Here is an 18371-nt window from a genome sequence, read left to right on the forward strand (position 1 = left end):
CATCAAGGGGTAAAGCTTATAGGTACATTAAACTATGAAACTGGTGAAGTATTTTGTATTGAAAGAGAACGCTATGATGCACAAGTATTTTTGCAATTCCTAAAGATGATACTTGAAAAATACCCTATGGGTAAAATTGTTATGATACTTGATAATACAAGGATTCATCACGCAAAATTATTAGAAGAATTTTTATCACAAAATGCTCATCGCATTGAATTTCTCTTTTTACCGCCATATAGTCCAAACCTTAATTTTATTGAAGGATTATGGAAATGGTTAAAAGAAAAAGTTGTTTATAACGTCTTTTATTCCTCAGTTAAAGAAATTAGAGAAAATGTTAAGCTTTTTCTAAATGAAATAAACAAAAATCCTGAAGCAATTATTCAACGTTTGTGCTTAAAGTTATAGNGAGAAATTTTATGATTTAATTTGTAATGCTATTAGTAGAAAACATTGGTAAAAAGAGTGAAAATTAATAATATATAGGGAGAAGTAAACAATGCCAGATATCAAATATGAAATAAAAAAAACTATAGGAGTAGTTTCAGAATCAGCAAAAGGATGGACTAAAGAGTTAAATTTAATCAGCTGGAACGGAAGAGATCCTAAGTTTGATTTAAGAGATTGGGCACCTGAACATGAAAAAATGGGAAAACAATACTCCTAGAAATTCAAGCTCTGATTTAAGGGTGTGAGATTTCATTGGTGCTCCATTATCGGAATGTAAAACCAATGGCTTTCCTTTGTTTTTTCAGATAATATTTTTTCTGTTTATATTGAATAGGAGATAAAGCTATGTATAAAGATATTGAAAATAGATTAGGTGATAAAATACAAGATATTAAAGTTTTAAAATCAGGGTGGGCAGGAGAAATTATTTCCTTAAAATTTAAAGACAATACTCAAAAATATGTAATTAAGACTTATAATAGTAGTAAAAATGGACTTGAAAATATAAAACAAGAATGGAAAGGACTAAACCTGCTTTATAATGCAAATTATCCAGTTCCAAGGCCAATAATGAGTGATCTTGTAAATGAAAAGCCTTATATAGTTATGGAAGAAATTGAAGGTGAAAATTTATGGACTTGTTATCAGACTTTATCTAAAGAAGAAAAGGAACAATTATTAGAAAAATTTGTAAATGTTTTTTTTGAACTTCATGGATTAGATGTATCAATAGTAGACAAGGAACTTGTAAAAGATTCTACAATCTCTTTTATTGAAAAAGAGATTAATGAGATTAAAAAATTAGTAGAAGAAAATAAATTGGAATATTTTACTCGAATAATAGATTGGTTACAGAAGGAAAAAGCGAATATTATAGGTGAAAAATTATCTATAATTCATAGAGATTATCATCCATGGAACGTAATAGTTGATAACAATGGGAAAATATATGTAATTGATTTACTGTGGGGAATTGGAGACTATAGATTTGATTTAGCATGGGTGTATACACTAATGGAAAGAAGTGGATTTGAAGACTTTAGTCAAAATGTGTTAAAAAAATATAAAGAGCTAAAAAATAAAAATATTAATAATTTTGAATATTTTAAAGTATTTTCAACTTTAAGATGGTTAATTAATGTCATGATCTCATTAAAAACTGGTGAGAACCTTAATGAAACAAGAAATAAAGAATTTGAAAATTTTGTTTCTCCACTCATACAAAAGGGAATAAGGGCAATTCAAGAAATTACTCGCATACAAATAACAATTTAAATTAATTGATTTGTAAAATTCTTAAATAACGGCATAAAAAGCTATTAGTGAAGGGAGCAGTTAAGTCACAATAGCAAAAAGCGGCTATAAATGAAGCATCAGATGCATTAAAAAAGAAATTTATACTGATGAACCAGATATAAAAGATGAAATAAAAGAAACTATAGGAGTAGTTTCACAGTCATATAAAGGCTGATCAAAAAAGTTAAGGTTAATCAGTTGGAGCGGAAGAGAAGAATAAATGGGCTGAAAAAGCTCTTTTTTAAGTTGTACATTTCCTTTTACTAGTATGAAGTTATAAGTGAAATGGGATTATTTAAAAAAGATAGAGGAATTATACGAATTATGTAGAATATTATAGTATGGAATTTATTATACAATAATATTGGAGGAAAGCAAAATGAAATTAAAAATGAAACATGACAGCGGAGTAAGCAAGGAGGTTAAATATGGTTTTTCGTGGACAACGTTTTTCTTTGGATTTATAGTTCCTCTTGTTAGAGGCGATATTAAGTGGGCATTAATTATGGTTACAATTAGTGTTGTAGTTGGTGTTCCAACTATGGGAATTGGTGGATTTGTTTCTGGTATTATTTTTTCATTTGTATACAATAAAATTTACATAAAAGAACTACTTGTAAAAGGATATAAACCAGTAACTGAAGAAGATAAAAATATATTAGCTCAAAATAATATAATTTCAATATAAAGATTTTTAGCAAGGTAAAGAGTTTGAATATATAAATAAGATTTAAAAAGTATTGGTTTAGACTGATACTTTTTCTTTTTTTAGTTGGAGGTGATATGGCGAAAAAAGGGAGTAAACATGACATAACAAAATATGATACTGTTATTGCACGAATCTCGCATCTAATTTCCCATTTCACTACTACAATACAAGCAAAATTACAGATATTATAGACCTAGAAGGTGCTGAAATTCCAACAAATGTAAATATCTATAACCTACTTACCTTGCAAAGTTATATTATTCCTTGTTATGAACCATTACATTCTCAAAGCAAACACTATATAGTAGAAGATTTGATAGAGGTACTTAAAGAGAGTGGGGCATTAAAATGATAGTATATCATGGTTATTATTGTTTAGTTGATAATCCTCATGTATCTTTTTCAAGGGATGCTATTTAATATAGTATTACAAAAAGAACAAGAAAGAATAATAGGGGAAGATTAATGACTACCTATACTATATAAGTTAACAATTGCCTTAAAGAATTTTTTGCACATTATTATGATTTTGTTACATCTTTGCACAATAGCTTATAATTGTTAATTTATTCCTTGTGAAAGTATTTGTATTATATACATATATGTATATAATACAAATACTTAGTTAAAGAGGAGAATAATTATGGGAAGTTATCAAAATATCAATACTTTAAAACCTGAAGGAATCGAAAATAAAAAAGCATATCTAATTGGTGGTGGTATCGCTTCATTAGCTGCTGCTGAATACTTAATACGTGATGGTCATATGAACGGTAAAAATATTACTATTTTAGAAGAAACTAATATTTTCGGTGGTGCTATGGACGGTTGTGGAAATGCAGAAGATGGATATATTGCACGTGGCGGAAGAGAAATGGAAGAACATTATGAATGTACTTGGGACTTATTTGGAGGAGTACCATCATTAGAAGAACCAGGAAGAACTGTTTTAGATGAATTTAGAGAACTAAATATTGGTGATCCTAACTATTCTAACTGTCGTGTCATTGCTAATCGTGGAGAAAAACTTGATTTTTCAAGTCTTGGACTAGGTGAATCTCATATTAAGCAACTTACTAAGTTGTTTCTTGCTACTGAAGACTCTTTAGCTGCAACCACTGTTGAACAATTTTTCGATGCTACATTCTTAGAAACTGATATGTGGCTATATTGGAGAACTATGTTTGCATTTGAAACTTGGCACAGTGTTGTAGAAATGAAACGTTATATGCATCGTTTTATACATTTAATGCCAGGAATGAGCAAAATGGAAGGGCTAGTATTTACTAAATATAATCAATATGATTCAATGATTCTTCCATTAAAAAAATGGTTAGAATCACAAGATGTAGTATTTGACTTAAATACACAAGTAACTGATTTAGATATAGATATAGATATAACTGCAGGTGAAAAAACAGTTACAGGAATTCATTTAACTCGTAATGGTGGAAAAGAAGAAATCATAAAAACTACTAAAGATGATTTAGTATTCCTCACTAATGGATCTATGACAGAGAACTCTACACTTGGAAGTATGGATAAAGCACCTGTGTTAGATAGAAGCGAAGGCGGATGCTGGAGTCTATGGAAAAAAATAGCTAAAAAAGATGCTTCATTCGGAAGACCAGAAGTATTCTGTGGTGATATTGATAAAACCAAATGGGAATCATATACAATAACTGCAAAAGGTCCTAAAATGATTAAACTTATTGAAGAATTTTCAGGTAGGGATATACTTCCACATAAAACTATAACAGGTGGAATAATAACAGTTAAAGACTCAAATTGGTTATTAAGTGTTACGGCTAATAGACATCTTCAATTTACTAATCAACCTGATGATGTAATAGTGCTATGGGCATATGCTTTGTTCACTGATAATAAAGGTAATTTCATTAAAAAGAAAATGAGCCACTGTACTGGTAAAGAATTATTACAAGAACTTTTATATCATCTAGGTATTGATGAAAAAGATATGCACGAATATATTGATACATCAATTGTAATTCCTGCTATGATGCCTTATGTTACAAGTCAATTTATGCCTCGGGTTAAAGGCGATAGACCACAAGTAGTACCTGCAGGTAGTACAAACTTTGCATTTTTAGGTCAATTTGCAGAAATTAAAGGTGATTGTGTGTTTACTGTTGAATATTCAATCCGTTCTGCTATGATGGCTGTGTATACTTTACTTAGACTTGAGAAAAATCCACCTGAAATATATGCTAGTCAATATGATGTACGTGTTATTGCGAATGCAACTAAAGCACTATATAGTGGAAGACCATTACCAGCTGAAGCAATTATTAAAAAGTTATTAAAAGATACAACTTTAGATGGTTTAATATAAATAGAGAGTGTAGTTTAAAATTGTAAAAGGGAAGTCATTTTAATTTGATTTTCCTTTTTTTTCATATTTTAATAATGCTCTATAAATATCTCCACCTATTATTTTGTCAAGGTTATCAATAATTCTTTCAGGATCTTCAGTCATATTATTTCTTATCCAATCGCTTATTGTACCTACAAGTGCAATTTCATAAAATTTTACTATATATTTTTTATCTTCTGTTGATACATTTAAATCTTTAGCGAGCTCATTTACAACTGCTAAAATAAGATTAAATATTTCATTATGTAAATGATTTTCTAAACAATCTCTATCAATGGAATTATAGGTATTCAACACTACTTTCTTATTTTCACATAAATATAAAAGTATTGCAAAAAATCCTTTTTGCCATGTACCGTAAGTCTTATTTTTACCAAGAACTTTTTTAATTTCAGTTTTAAAAATCCATTCTAAAAGATCATAAATATCACGAAAATAATAGTATAATGTACGTCTATTTAATCCACATTCATCAACAACATCTTTAACTGTAATTTTAGCTAATGGTATTGTCTGCATTTTTTTCTTTAATGACTCAGCTAAAGCTTTTTTAGTAATTTCTGACATGTTCTTCACCTCTTTATGTCAAGCATCAACTTCAAATATTCTTGATAATTTAATTCCCATTTTAATATATGAATTAATTATACAGTTTTTATTTTTAGAATTCAATTGTTGGAATTTGTAGGTTTGGTGTTAGTATTTATTTAAATGATTATAATTAATAGAAGAGGAATTATAAAAATGATATAATAAAAAAGAAGTAAAGAAGATTATTTATATAATGTTAGGATAAGGAAGATGATAATGGTTTATTTAAATGTTTTTACATTTCCAAATGATGATATGGAATTTGATTTTTTAATCGAGGAAAAAAGAACGTGCTATGACTCATTTTATGATATCAACACATTCGCCATTTATGCTTGCCATGTGTGGAGCAAAAATATATGATCTTGATGAAAATCCAGTTGATGTGAAAAGGTGGACAGAATTAGAAAATGTGCGTACATATTATGAATTTTTCAAAAGACATGAAAATGAGTTTTGATGTTGTTGAGAGTAGATAGAGTATGAGTATAATCTACCACCATGTTTATACAATCAAATATGAAATGTATCTAACTAGATGGTAGAAACCTATAAAATAAAAAAACAGTAAGTGTTTAAATTAATGCACTTACTGTTTTTTGTGAAATTATAATATTGCTATGACCCAGGGGTCATAACAATAACTGGAAGTTTCAGTTTACTAAAAGAACTTCAAATTATTAGTTAAAGTTAGAGCTTAATCAATATAAATTTGATGTTTTTGAATAGCTAACATATTTTTAGCATATTTTTAAGCAAAGGCTTCTAGCAATTATTTAGAGTTTGTAGGAGTATTGATTAAAACTAGTCAACAATCGTTTGAGATAAGTAACAAGTTATTGATAAGTAGAGAGAAAAACTAGAATTGGTTTTAAAACAAATAAAAGATAATAAATATTAATTTTAAGTTTGGAGGGATTAATTTATGAAAAAAGAATTTTCTCTTAGCACAGGAAAAGCTATGATAAATTTTACAGCCAAATATTGTGATAGTCCAGAAGCGGTGTTTAATAGTTATGGGTTTAAAAGAATTTTGGAAAGCTATTTAACAACCATAGAAAAAAGAGAAGGCAATATATATAAATATATAAAAAAATCTTTAGATGGAAATAAAGAAAGTATTTTTGGGGATATAGTTAATGTTTTGAAGTTACTTATAGTTTTAAAATCAGAAGAAATAATAAAACTAGAATCTAAATATAAAAAGCTTTTAGAAGACAAAGATAAATTTATATTATTTATAGAAGAGTTATATAATTTTTGGAGAAATCTAGAAAGATATACCATAGTTCAAAATAAAAAAATAAGAGAAGGATATCAAAAGGTGAGTTTTATAGATGCAAATAATGGATTTTCTAATCTTATATTAAGAACTTATAGAAAAATAGAAGAAAATATATTAGGAGCAGCACCAAAAGTTTATAGACAACTTCCAGTAGGAGGAAATGCTGGACTTATTTTAACTGATTCAACATGGAAAATGCCGAAAGAATACGAGGTGTTAAAGAAGGTTCCATTTATAGAATCCATATTATTAGATCCACCTTTTATTACTTATCCTAAAAAGAATACAAGAGAAGGTATGTTTACTGAATGTTTTGAGAATCCTTTAGATGGAGATTGTTCCATAGATGTAGATCATTGGTTTTGTTATCCAGCAAAAGTTGGTTCACTTTTAGCGTATATATATTTTCATAGAGATTTTATGGCACATGGAGTTGCACTATGTAACTTATTTGAACTAGCAAGTGAACAAGAATATAAAGGTAAAAACCCAGATATGGTTTATGTATTTGGAGCTAGAGATAATAGTAGTAAAATGAAAACAGTATTTTATGATGATAAAGAAAATGATATTATGCTTGGATATATAAATTATAATGAGGCTATAGATTATTTTGGATATATGAAAAAATTGACTTTAACTTTACACAATTTAATAATGATTAAAAAAGGTTATCTTCCAATACATGGTGCTATGGTTAATATAATAACCAAAAATGATAAAACTGCAAATGTAATAATAATGGGAGATAGTGGAGCAGGAAAATCAGAATGTTTAGAAGCTTTTAGAAAACTTGCTGATGATTATATAAGTGATATGACTATAATTTTTGATGATATGGGTGTAGTAAAATTAGATGGTGACAATAAGCCTAAAGGATACGGTACAGAAATAGGTGCTTTTGTTAGACTAGACGATTTAGACACAGGATATGCATTTAAGCAGATAGATAGAAGTATATTTATGAATCCAGATAAAGTTAATGCAAGACTTGTAATTCCAGTAGCAAGTTATAAAGAAATAACTGCAGGTTATCCAATAGACTTATTTTTATATGCAAATAATTATGAAGAAGAAGGACGAGAATTGGAATTCTTTGAGAATATAGAAGATTCACTGAATGTATTTAAAAGTGGAGCTAGAATGGCTAAAGGAACAACTAATGAAAAAGGTTTAGTAGAAACATATTTTGCAAATCCATTTGGGCCTATGCAAAAGAAAGAAGAAACAGATGTACTTTTAAAAGAATATTTTAATAAGTTTTTCAACTCAAAAGTAAGAGTTGGACAATTAAAAACTAGATTGGGAGTACCCGGTATGGAAAAGAAAGGTCCAGAAAGAGCGGCAAAAATGTTGCTTGAAGAAATCAAAAATTTATAATAATAAGTTTAAAAAGAATGAGATGAAAAATAACTCTAGGTATAATAGGTGCTTAGGGTTATTTTTATTGATAGTTTTCGAAAGATGTAGTATGTTAGAGGAACAAAAAAATAATTAATATTAAAATAGCAACAAAGATAGTTAATCTTTGTTGCTAAATCTATATTTTTAATTATTAATGTTAACTTCAGCATCTATTGAACTGTTATATACATCTAAATCAAGTTCATTTTCTGAATTTGCAACAATTAATGTTCCCACAGCATCACCAGTTATATTAGCTGTTGTTCTAAACATATCAACTATTCTATCTACACTTAATACTAAAGCCGCACCTTCAATAGGTAATCCAACTTGTTGAAGTACCATTGTAAGCATTACAACCCCAGCACTTGGAACACCAGCTGTACCAATAGATGCAAGAGTAGCTGTTAATATTACCATAAGCTGATTTTGAAGGGAAAGATTCATTCCATATACGTTAGCGATAAATATTGCTGCAACTCCCTGCATTACTGCAGTTCCATCCATATTTATGGTTGCTCCTAATGGAATGGTGAAACTTGATATTATTTCTGGTATTCCAAGCTTTTCTTCGCAAGTTTCAAGGTTAACTGGTATTGTAGCATTACTACTTGATGTACTAAAAGCCACAACCATTACAGGCCAAAATTTCTTGTAAAAGTTAATAGGATTTACTTTACCTAAAACCTTAAGAGCAATTCCATATACAATTACTGTTTGTACTATTAATACGAATATAACAACTCCTATATATTGGAATAATTTTTCTAAAATATCTATTCCTTGGAACATTATAACCTTTGAAATTAAAGCAAACACACCATAAGGTGCTGTAAGCATAACTAATCCTATGATTTTTAGAAAAACCTCATTTGCTTGATTTATTACATTTAATAAAGGTTCCGCTTTTTTACCTATTATTGTTACTCCTAACCCAAATAAAATAGCAAAGAATATTATTTGAAGCATATCTCCTTCTACCATGGATTTAATAGGATTTACAGGTATCATATTAACAAATATATCCATAATAAATGGTGCTTCTTTAGTAGTAATTTTAGCTGCATTTCCTAAATTATTAATTCCAGTATTACCTGGTTTAAGTATATTAGAAATTATTAAAGCGATACTGATAGCAAAGGCAGTAGTCATCATATAATATACTACTATTTTCCCACCGATTCTTCCTACTTTTTTTATGTCTCCCATACTAGCTACACCAGCTATTAAAGAACATAGGACAAGAGGTACTACAATCATTTTTATAGCTCTTAAAAATGCTGCGCCTACGGGCTCTAGTATCCATTTACCTATAAGTTCATTTGCATTTGTGGGAAAAAATAAATTAGATATAATACCAAATCCAATACCTAAAATTAAAGCTAAAAGTATTTTACTTGTAAGTTTCATTTTTGCGTTTTTAGTTTTTGTCATTTTTACTCGCTCCTATAACCATTTTAATATTTAAAATTTTTCCATTACAATACTACTATATTATCCCTTATTTTGCAATATTTTTATTAAATCATCAAGAATAATAGAACTTTTTTTAGCTTTTATTATTTAACGAACTTTATTTTGTTTATATCGTAAATAGTTCATAATATTTATGCCTTTTTATTTTATAATTGTTTCTTTTTGCTAAATGAAAATCTAATAATTGAACAGTTTTGGTTAAAAAGACTTACTACTAATAATAAAAAACAAAATTATTAAAGAATATGTTATGGTTAATATAGAATAGTTATAAAATGATTAGCAAATATGGTACAATGAGTTATGATAAAATTGTAAGGTATGACGAAGCATTTATATAAAGAGGATAATATATGGAAGGGAAGTAGACAAATGTACAAAGAGATTGCAAAGCTGATTATATACGGAGATTTGAAAGAAGACAGCATTTTATATCAAATGGGTGAAATTTTTAGAAAGTTTGAAAATAAAGATGTTGGAAGTGCTGAAATTATTAAGGATTGCTATAAGCAGATTAAGAGGATTCTTGAAATTGCTACGGATTATGGATTTAATAAGAATCTATGGCATAACTATTTGACGTTTCTTCTTATTACAAACGAGAATCCATTCAGTATTACCTGTGAGAAGGTTGGTGCTAATGTTGGAAGCGTTAATATGTTTGCTAAAAATGATTTCAAAGTGTTTAAAAGTTTGTTTCACTATGATTTTAGTATAATTGAGGATGAGCTTGGAATTGATTGTTTTTCAATGATTTCTGATTATAAAGCTATTGTTAAGAAAGAATTAATGTATAACAAGAATGTGAGTGAAAAGGTACAAGTCCTAAGCGAGAAACTAGAAGGTGCCAGGGATGAAAATGAATTCTTTGACTATGTTACAGGCTTCTATAAAGCCTATGGCGTAGGGGTGTTTGGACTTAATAAAGCATTTAGAATATCAAAGAAAGAGGAAGGCAAGGTGGAATTTTGTCCAATTAATAATATGGACAAGGTTGTGCTTGATGATTTGATTGGTTATGAAAGTCAGAAGAAGGCACTTATAGATAATACAGAAGCTTTCGTTGAAGGACGTAAAGCTAATAATGTGTTGATGTTTGGTGATAGTGGAACGGGTAAATCTACTAGCGTTAAGGCTATTGTAAATCAATATTACGACAGAGGCCTCAGAATGATTGAGATTTATAAGCATCAATTTAAGGATTTGTCCACTGTGATTTCACAAATAAAAAATAGAAATTATAGTTTTATTATTTATATGGATGATCTCTCTTTTGAAGATTTTGAAATTGAATACAAATTTCTCAAGGCTGTAATTGAAGGTGGTGTTGAGACAAAGCCAGAAAACATTTTGATTTATGCCACTTCAAACAGAAGACATCTGATTAAGGAAACCTGGAATGACTGTTCAGATATGGAACATAACGGGGAATTACATCGCTCTGATACTATGGAAGAAAAACTTTCATTAGTAAATAGATTTGGTGTGACAATTTACTTCTCTAAGCCTTCGAAAAAAGAATTTAATAGTATTGTTGTAGAACTTGCTAAGAAGATGAATCTGGATATTCCTGAGGAAAAGCTGATTGCTGAAGCTAACAAATGGGAAATGCAGCATAATGGAGTTTCAGGCAGAACAGCGCAGCAGTTCATTAACTATCTTGCAGGAACTATTTAAACATTTGCTCGTTACAGAAAGGTGAAAAATAGAAAATGGAAAGTTTACTATACAGCTTAAATGCTACACTCCCAATATTTGCGGTTATTGCAATAGGTTATATTCTAAAACAGACAGGAATGTTAAATGATAACTTTATAGAGGTAGCTAATCGATTTAATTTTAAGGTTACCCTACCAATACTATTATTTATTGATATAGGGTCAACCAATATCACTAAGAATTTTGATGGAAAATATATATTGTTTTGTGCGGTAGTTACAACGATTTGTTTTTGGACAATCTGGTTTATTACCAAAAAAATTATGAAAGATAGTTCAATGATAGGTGCTTTTGTTCAGGCATCTTTTCGTGGAAGTGCTGCTATTTTTGGGATTGCCTTTATTCAAAATATTTATGGTGATGCTGGAATGGCACCATTAATGATTATAGGATCAGTTCCTCTTTATAATATATATTCTGTTATTGTACTTACATTTGAAGGAGATAATAATGGAAAAGGAATGGACAATATAAAAAGAGCATGCATTAATATTATAAAGAATCCTATTATTATTGGAATTTTACTGGGAATATTGGAATCTTTATTAAATATTAATTTCCCTAAAATAGTTGACAAAACATTGGGAAATTTTGCTGTTATGGCATCTCCATTAGCATTAGTGACAATTGGCGCTAGCTTTGAAGGGAAAAAAGCATTGGCAAAAATAAAACCGACATTAATATCCAGTTTTATTAAATTAATAGTTCAAGTAGCTTTATTTCTACCACTGGCAGTATATTTTGGATTTCGAGATCAAAAGCTTATTGCTTTACTCATTATGTTGGGATGTCCAACTACAGTAAGCTGCTATATTATGGCAAAAAACATGAATAACGATGGTGTTTTGACTTCTAGTATTGTTGTAGTGACTACTTTACTATCAGCTTTTACATTAACAATTTGGATTTTCATTTTAAAAAGTTTAGGGTTTATACTATAAGAATTACTTATCATTTTAGAACTATCAACTAAGATTTCAAAGTACATCAAAATCAATGATTATAAAAAATGAACTGCTTTATTCTTATATTTGGTTTTCTTAATGATCAATACCATTGGTAGAATCCTTTTGCAGTATTATCCTTTATGATGGCTGTAACTGCACTTTCTTTACCGTCTATTGTTATAATATTGGGAACAGGATGTATTACAAGGTTAAGGTTAATTAAAGGGCTGTCTCAAAATAGAAAGTGATTTATATTTTGAGACAGCCCCTTTTTAGTATTTTAACAACAATCAACATCATATGAAGGTTCTTATAGAATGTGCTACTGCGGTAACCCTAGCTGATCAAGGAAAGAAAATAATGCTTATAAGCACAGATCCTGCATCTAATTTACAAGATGTGTTTAATACAACTTTAAATAATAAAGGAGTCCAAATAGAGGAAGTACCAAACTTAGTGGTAGCTAATTTTGATCCTGAAGAAGTTAAGGGAGAAATGCTTTTGGAACTGTTAAAATAATAGAGTATTACTAAAAGAAAAAATTCAAATAATTGATATAAGAGTAAATGAACAATATGATAAATCATATATAGGAAATGCACAAAATATCCCACATAGTAAAATAAGAGAAAGTATTAATAAACTTGATAAGGATTACTAACTATTAGAGATACAACTTCTGAAAAAATATATGGATTGTCTGATGATGAAATGTCTTGACTTATTGTATTTATTAAGTTATAATAAAACTCTAATCAAAACTTATAGATATAATGCCGCGGGATGGAGCAGTTGGTAGCTCGTCGGGCTCATAACCCGAAGGTCGTAGGTTCAAGTCCTGCTCCCGCAACCATAGAAACTCCTATACTTAAGTATAGGAGTTTCTTATTAAAATAAAATATTAGGATATAACGGCTTCAAGTCACTTATAAAAATTGGGTGAGATTTTTTTGAAGTATATTAAAATAATGAAGAGCAAATAAAAGCATTTGTAATGGAGGTAAAAATGGCTAGAAATCAAAGTGTTAATGGAAATTTTAATTACAATAATATAGAGAAGAAAAATAAGAACTTTATGTATAAAAATCTTCAGAGAAGTAATTGCTATAATAGCGATTTTTCAAATTCAAATTTTGATTATGTAAGTTTTAGAGGCGCACATTTTAAGTCATGTACTTTTGTGGGGTGTACCTTTAGATGGGCAGAATTCATTGGAACAAATTTAAAAGGTAGTATTTTTAAAAATGCTAAATTTGAAAATACTATATTTGATTCCGTAAATTTAGATGGAGTTAATTTCAAAGATGCGGAATTTAAAAATACTATATTCTTATCAACTAATACAGAGAAAGCTAAAAATTTAAATTTAAAGGATTCAAACATTAAAATTTTTCATGAAATGCCACAATTAGAAATTAGTGAGAAATTGAGAATGGCTGTTAAAAATATAATGAAAAATGACTATGTAAAAAAGGCAAGAGTTTTTGATACAAAAGATGGGAATTTAAACGTATTAAACTTAATGATCTTATTAGATAACTTTGATGAGTCAACGTTAATCAAAGGATTAAATATTATTCAAGTTCAACTAGATAGAGCTTTTTACACATTAAGTTATGTAATCAGGTTACTAAAAAATTACCAAATAGATGGAGTTCTTTAATCTATTTTGTTAACTTATAATATAATTAAGGTGTGAGCTGCGAAGCAGCACGCAAAAATGAGTTGTTTCCGCATAATCCTTGAATTCATACACTTTACGAACTTTTTTAACTTTAACATATAAAGTGATGATTTTAAGAATAAAGAGCAAATTAATTGTGCCAAAATTAAAAGATAATATAAAAGGAAGCCATACTGCAGAAATGTAGTGTGGCTTTTTATCCGTCTAGCAGTTATGAAGAGGGAGTAAAAGCAGATTAATGTAGTTAGAGGAAGATATGAACAAGAATTAGATAAGTATTAATCTGCAACTCTTTTATTAGTGTAAAAAATGTAGATATAAATAAAATTATTAAAACAAAATGGATGCATATGCTAATTGGATTCAATCGCTAAGGATATTTTTTGATAAGAGAACTGAAAAATATTGTTACTGCAAACAGTTCTTATTTATAAATGAACCTTTTGTAAAGCCGTTAATTATCGGATGGTGTAAGTGTTTTAATGGATATTTCAGAGCGAAATATTCAGAATTCAACAAATAGATTGATATAACCTAGTAAGTATGTTATTCTATTAAATACACTTTTATATCCTTTGATGTGGTTTTTTTATTTGGATAATATGAGAAAGATAGATGTTAGTAATAGGGTATAAAATAAATAAAAAGTGAACTGAAATGAAATATATTTTAGATGGAGGTAAATATGACTATAAGTAAAAGAGTAAATGATCAAATTAACTATAGTAATAGGAAAAAATTAGGTGCGGATTTTATGTATAAAGATTTAAGAAGAAGTAATTGTTACAACTGTGATTTTTCAAATTCTAACTTTAATCATACAAGTTTTAGAGGTGCACAGTTTAAATCCTGTAATTTTTTTGAATGTACATTTAAATCTGCAGAATTTATTGCAGCTAATCTTAAAAATAGCAAATTTAAGCACGCTAAATTTGAAAATACAGTATTTGATTCAGTAAGTTTAGATGGGGTAGATTTTGAAGCGGCAGAATTTAAAAATGTTATATTTGTATCTACAGATACAAGCAAAGCTATAAATTTAGATTTATCAAATAAAGAAACTAAAGTGTTTAATGAAATGCCAGAATTAGAAATTAGTGAAAGACTTGAGAGTGCAGTTAAAGCAGCTATGAAAAATGAATATATAAAGTTCGCAAGAATATTAGATACAAAAAAAGGTGAGATTAGTCCTATTAGTATGATGATATTATTAGAAAACTTTGATGAAGAAACTTTAATCAAAGGGTTAGGTATTCTGAAGAGTAAAGTGGATAAAAACTTTGGGACATTAAGTTATATGATTCAAGAGTTAAAAACTTATCAAGTGGACGGCCTTATTTAAAGGAATTTTGATATTTAATCTAGAATAATATAAGTTCTAAGGTAGTTTGTAGGGAAAATTGTAGGGAAAAAGAATATAAGGAAATAAAAATGCTGTATGAGGTAGGGGACTCATACAGCATTTTTACATAAAATATATGAAAAAACAGGAAGTATATTCTTGATAAGGAATGTAATGACTCAGATTGCTGCTACTGGGCTTAGTAATTCATTTACCCAACTTTATAGAATGTTTTGCTTTCTTTATCCTAACACTTTGTATATATTCAGTTAATATCATATTCATTTATGTTTAGAATTGTCTTGACTTATTGTATTTATTAAGGTATAGTAAAGCTGTACCCAAAATTTATATATAATGACGCGGGGTGGAGCAGTTGGTAGCTCGTCGGGCTCATAACCCGAAGGTCGTAGGTTCAAGTCCTGCCCCCGCAACCATAGAAACTCCTATACTTAAGTATAGGAGTTTTTTATTAGTAATAAAACATTAGGATATAACGACTTGAAGTCACTTATCAAAGTGTTAATGGAAACTTTAATTACAATAATTCGAAACAAATTAAAAAAACACCAAATAAATGCAGCTGTTTAATTTATTTGATTAACTTATAATATTATTTATTGAAAATCATTATTGACCATTGTATGCTACAAATTTCTGCTTATTTACAAGAAAAGACATCTTTTTACATAACAATATGATACAATTTATATAAGAAAGACCTAATAAATATTTAGTACAATGGGGTGATATTATGAGATTTTTATGTGATAATTGTGATTTAAACTATAGTATAGAAGAACATAGGAATAGATTAAATAATCTTATAGTTGAAAAAAAACAAAATTTATTAGATGATGAAGTAATTAACTTAAGTCAGTTACTTGATGATTTAGTTTACAAGTGTGTCTTTTGTAATAGAAATATAACTTATTTATCTAAATTAAATCTAAAAAATATATTTGGAACACATACAACGTTCTATTACTATGGAGAGCAACATTTATTTGTAAATATGTACTTTTATATAAATGAAGGTATAAAAAATAATGAACTTATTTATCTTTTCATGGAAGAAAGTATTTATAATAAATTATTAGCTTTTCTGAAAATTAATAATGTTCCTGTTGAACATATTAAATTTAAGACTGTAAAAGAACTGATTAAGAGTAATAGGCAGGGTGGTTTAAATGAATTAAAAGAACAAATTAATAATATTGGTTTAGACAATGAAGTTAAAAAGTATAGTGGTATTAGGTGGATCGGACAACCTTCTTATGCTATTCAAACTAATTCACAAAATGACTTTTTAGCTTTTGAAAAAAACTTAAGTAAAGCTTTAAATAATACTAATGCATCTTTACTTTGTATATATGATGCTTATGATTATATGCATGAAAGTAAATTTATTAATGAAACTGTTATAAAAGAATCATTAGATACCCACAATTACATTTTAAAAAAATTACGTTTAGAAGCAATAGCAAATTAAAATTTTTATCAAAGCTTAAAGAAATAAATATAAAAGAGCCTGTGCTTAAGGCTCTTTTATATTAAGGGATCGGCATTATAATTTGTTGTTCCCATTTTAAATGATTTGCTTATATCATAGACTGAAAAAGTTCCCCAATTTTCTATTCTATTTAAAATTAATCCACTCTCCAAGAACTTCATCCCTCATAGGGTTAATTTTGTCATAGGCATAGAGTAATCCTATGACAAAATTTTTTGAAAAATATAGAATTATAAGTCAAATTTTGATAAAATTTCTAATATGGGACCGCTTACTTTTTTATCACAAAAATAAGGAGGAATTTTTTATGAAAATTGTTGTTTATAGCTTTATGGAAGTAGAAAAAACATATTACGAAGGTATTGAAGAAAAGCTAGGAGTAGAATTGGCTTTTTGCAATGAAATACCAACTTTAGAAAATGCAAAACTAGCTGAAGGTGCTGATGCTATTAGTGTTCTCACTACACCTATAAGTGGTGAACTGATTCAAAAGTTTCACAAATTAGGTGTTAAGTATATATCAACTAGAAATATAGGGTATGATCATATAGACATTAAAAAGGCAAAAGAAATTGGTATGGGTGTAGGTAATTCACCTTATTCACCAAACAACGTAGCTGAATATACTATGATGCTTTTACTTATGGCAACTAGAAAAGGTGGTATTATATCAGAAGCATATAAAAAACAAGATTATACACTAGCTGGAAAGATGGGATTATTGTTACAAACCTCTACTGTAGGGGTTATTGGAACTGGAAAAATAGGTTCTGCTGTTATCAATATGCTTTCTGGATTTGGATGCAAGATTCTTGCTTATGATCAATTTCAAAACGAAAGTATAAGAAAATATGCTGAATATGTAAGTTTAGAAACACTATTTGAAAAGAGTGACGTAATTACGCTTCATGCACCTTCAACAGAAGCAAATATGCATCTAATCAATGAGGATGCTATTTCAAAAATGAAGAAGGGTGTAATTATAGTTAATACAGCCAGAGGGGCTTTAATAGATACAGACGCTTTGATTGATGGGCTAACAAGTGGGAAAATTGGATTCGCTGCGCTTGATGTACTTGAGGGCGAAGCACCTATTTACTATAAGAATTTTGAAGGACAACCAGTTCCACTTGAAAGTATTGCTAAATTAACCCAATTTCCAAATGTTTTACTTACTCCACACACTGCATTTTTCACAAATCATGCATTTTCAGAAATGGTTGAACATTCGATAAAAAGTTGTGTATTAGAGATTGAAGGTAAAGAAAACCCGTGGAAAATAGTATAAGTAAATAAAAAAGTATAAAATAATAAGTCTATCTTACTTTTAAGGGGGACATCTTTACACAAAAGCAATATAAATGTGTATAAATGAAGAAATATATTATTGATTAATTGTGAAAGTTCTAATAAAATATAAGCAATACATAATAGATGATTGTAGAATTTAAAAAATAAAAATGTGGATAACTTTTAAAAATTCATTTGAAACTGTTCAAAAAAAAGGTACAACAAAAAGCCTTTTGATAAAAAGGTATGCGTAGCATGTAAGTTTAA

15 protein-coding genes, 2 tRNA genes and 3 pseudogenes are annotated in these 18371 nt (G+C 28.4%); 18 read left to right on the forward strand and 2 right to left on the reverse strand.

Annotation, left to right across the window (positions count from 1 at the left end; genetic code table 11):
- From OIO11_RS05715 to OIO11_RS05740, 6 genes and pseudogenes are all read left to right on the forward strand, one after another.
- Positions 1–411, forward strand: a 411-nt coding sequence (locus OIO11_RS05715) for an IS630 family transposase (protein ID WP_268070495.1), incomplete at its 5' end; no start/stop codon positions are given.
- A gap of 91 nt (positions 412–502) precedes the next feature.
- Positions 503–658: pseudogene (locus OIO11_RS05720) on the forward strand (YdbC family protein); the annotation flags it as partial.
- A 140-nt stretch (positions 659–798) separates the two neighbouring features.
- Complete coding sequence (locus tag OIO11_RS05725; protein WP_268070497.1) at positions 799–1728, forward strand: phosphotransferase family protein; 930 nt, start codon at positions 799–801, stop codon at positions 1726–1728.
- Positions 1729–2128: 400 nt separating this feature from the next.
- Positions 2129–2437 (forward strand): DUF2628 domain-containing protein, encoded by a 309-nt coding sequence (locus OIO11_RS05730; RefSeq protein WP_268070498.1) that lies wholly within the window; start codon positions 2129–2131, stop codon positions 2435–2437.
- Positions 2438–2702: 265 nt separating this feature from the next.
- On the forward strand, positions 2703–2810 hold the full coding sequence (locus tag OIO11_RS05735) for a DUF3791 domain-containing protein (protein ID WP_442781237.1): 108 nt from the start codon (positions 2703–2705) through the stop codon (positions 2808–2810).
- A gap of 291 nt (positions 2811–3101) precedes the next feature.
- Entirely contained in the window at positions 3102–4811 is a 1710-nt protein-coding gene (locus tag OIO11_RS05740; RefSeq protein ID WP_268070499.1) for an oleate hydratase, read from the forward strand.
- A 39-nt stretch (positions 4812–4850) separates the two neighbouring features.
- On the opposite strand, the gene OIO11_RS05745 is transcribed toward OIO11_RS05740, so the two are convergent.
- A complete protein-coding gene (locus tag OIO11_RS05745) occupies positions 4851–5420 on the reverse strand; it encodes a TetR/AcrR family transcriptional regulator C-terminal domain-containing protein (protein ID WP_268070500.1) in 570 nt (189 codons plus the stop codon).
- A 328-nt stretch (positions 5421–5748) separates the two neighbouring features.
- On the opposite strand from OIO11_RS05745, the pseudogene OIO11_RS05750 reads away from it, so the two are divergent.
- Together OIO11_RS05750 and OIO11_RS05755 are read left to right on the forward strand one after the other, a co-directional pair.
- Positions 5749–5904 (forward strand): annotated as a pseudogene (locus OIO11_RS05750) (AAA family ATPase); the annotation flags it as partial.
- A 465-nt stretch (positions 5905–6369) separates the two neighbouring features.
- Entirely contained in the window at positions 6370–8109 is a 1740-nt protein-coding gene (locus OIO11_RS05755) for a phosphoenolpyruvate carboxykinase (RefSeq protein WP_268070501.1), read from the forward strand.
- 168 nt (positions 8110–8277) lie between these two features.
- Here the strand turns inward: OIO11_RS05755 and OIO11_RS05760 are convergent, their stop codons facing one another.
- The gene (locus OIO11_RS05760; RefSeq protein ID WP_268070502.1) at positions 8278–9567 is read right to left on the reverse strand and encodes a dicarboxylate/amino acid:cation symporter; all 1290 of its coding nucleotides are present in this window, start codon (positions 9565–9567) and stop codon (positions 8278–8280) included.
- A 414-nt stretch (positions 9568–9981) separates the two neighbouring features.
- Here OIO11_RS05760 and OIO11_RS05765 point away from each other — a divergent pair, with 414 nt between their 5' ends.
- The 10 genes and pseudogenes from OIO11_RS05765 (at position 9982) to OIO11_RS05805 (ending at position 18102) form a co-directional block, all read left to right on the forward strand.
- Positions 9982–11286: an ATP-binding protein gene (locus tag OIO11_RS05765; protein WP_268070508.1), complete on the forward strand. Its 1305-nt coding sequence runs from the start codon at positions 9982–9984 to the stop codon at positions 11284–11286.
- Positions 11287–11321: 35 nt separating this feature from the next.
- On the forward strand, positions 11322–12269 hold the full coding sequence (locus tag OIO11_RS05770) for an AEC family transporter (protein WP_268070503.1): 948 nt from the start codon (positions 11322–11324) through the stop codon (positions 12267–12269).
- A 324-nt stretch (positions 12270–12593) separates the two neighbouring features.
- A pseudogene (locus OIO11_RS05775) lies at positions 12594–12770 on the forward strand (ArsA-related P-loop ATPase); the annotation flags it as partial.
- Between the two features lie 46 nt (positions 12771–12816).
- A complete protein-coding gene (locus OIO11_RS17215; protein ID WP_442781238.1) occupies positions 12817–12936 on the forward strand; it encodes a rhodanese-like domain-containing protein in 120 nt (39 codons plus the stop codon).
- A gap of 116 nt (positions 12937–13052) precedes the next feature.
- Positions 13053–13128, forward strand: a tRNA-Met gene (locus tag OIO11_RS05780).
- A 153-nt stretch (positions 13129–13281) separates the two neighbouring features.
- Positions 13282–13938, forward strand: a complete 657-nt coding sequence (locus tag OIO11_RS05785) for a pentapeptide repeat-containing protein (protein ID WP_268070504.1) — start codon at positions 13282–13284, stop codon at positions 13936–13938.
- A 706-nt stretch (positions 13939–14644) separates the two neighbouring features.
- Positions 14645–15301, forward strand: a complete 657-nt coding sequence (locus OIO11_RS05790; protein WP_268070505.1) for a pentapeptide repeat-containing protein — start codon at positions 14645–14647, stop codon at positions 15299–15301.
- Between the two features lie 361 nt (positions 15302–15662).
- Positions 15663–15738: transfer RNA gene (locus OIO11_RS05795), tRNA-Met, on the forward strand.
- A gap of 317 nt (positions 15739–16055) precedes the next feature.
- Positions 16056–16793, forward strand: a complete 738-nt coding sequence (locus OIO11_RS05800) for an MEDS domain-containing protein (protein WP_268070506.1) — start codon at positions 16056–16058, stop codon at positions 16791–16793.
- 328 nt (positions 16794–17121) lie between these two features.
- Positions 17122–18102 carry a D-isomer specific 2-hydroxyacid dehydrogenase family protein gene (locus OIO11_RS05805; RefSeq protein ID WP_268070507.1) on the forward strand — a complete coding sequence of 327 codons (981 nt, stop codon included), beginning with the start codon at positions 17122–17124 and terminating at the stop codon, positions 18100–18102.
- Positions 18103–18371 lie beyond the last annotated feature (269 nt).

It is taken from the genome of Clostridium sp. ZS2-4 (genome assembly GCF_026719745.1).
Taxonomy (GTDB): domain Bacteria; phylum Bacillota; class Clostridia; order Clostridiales; family Clostridiaceae; genus Clostridium_H.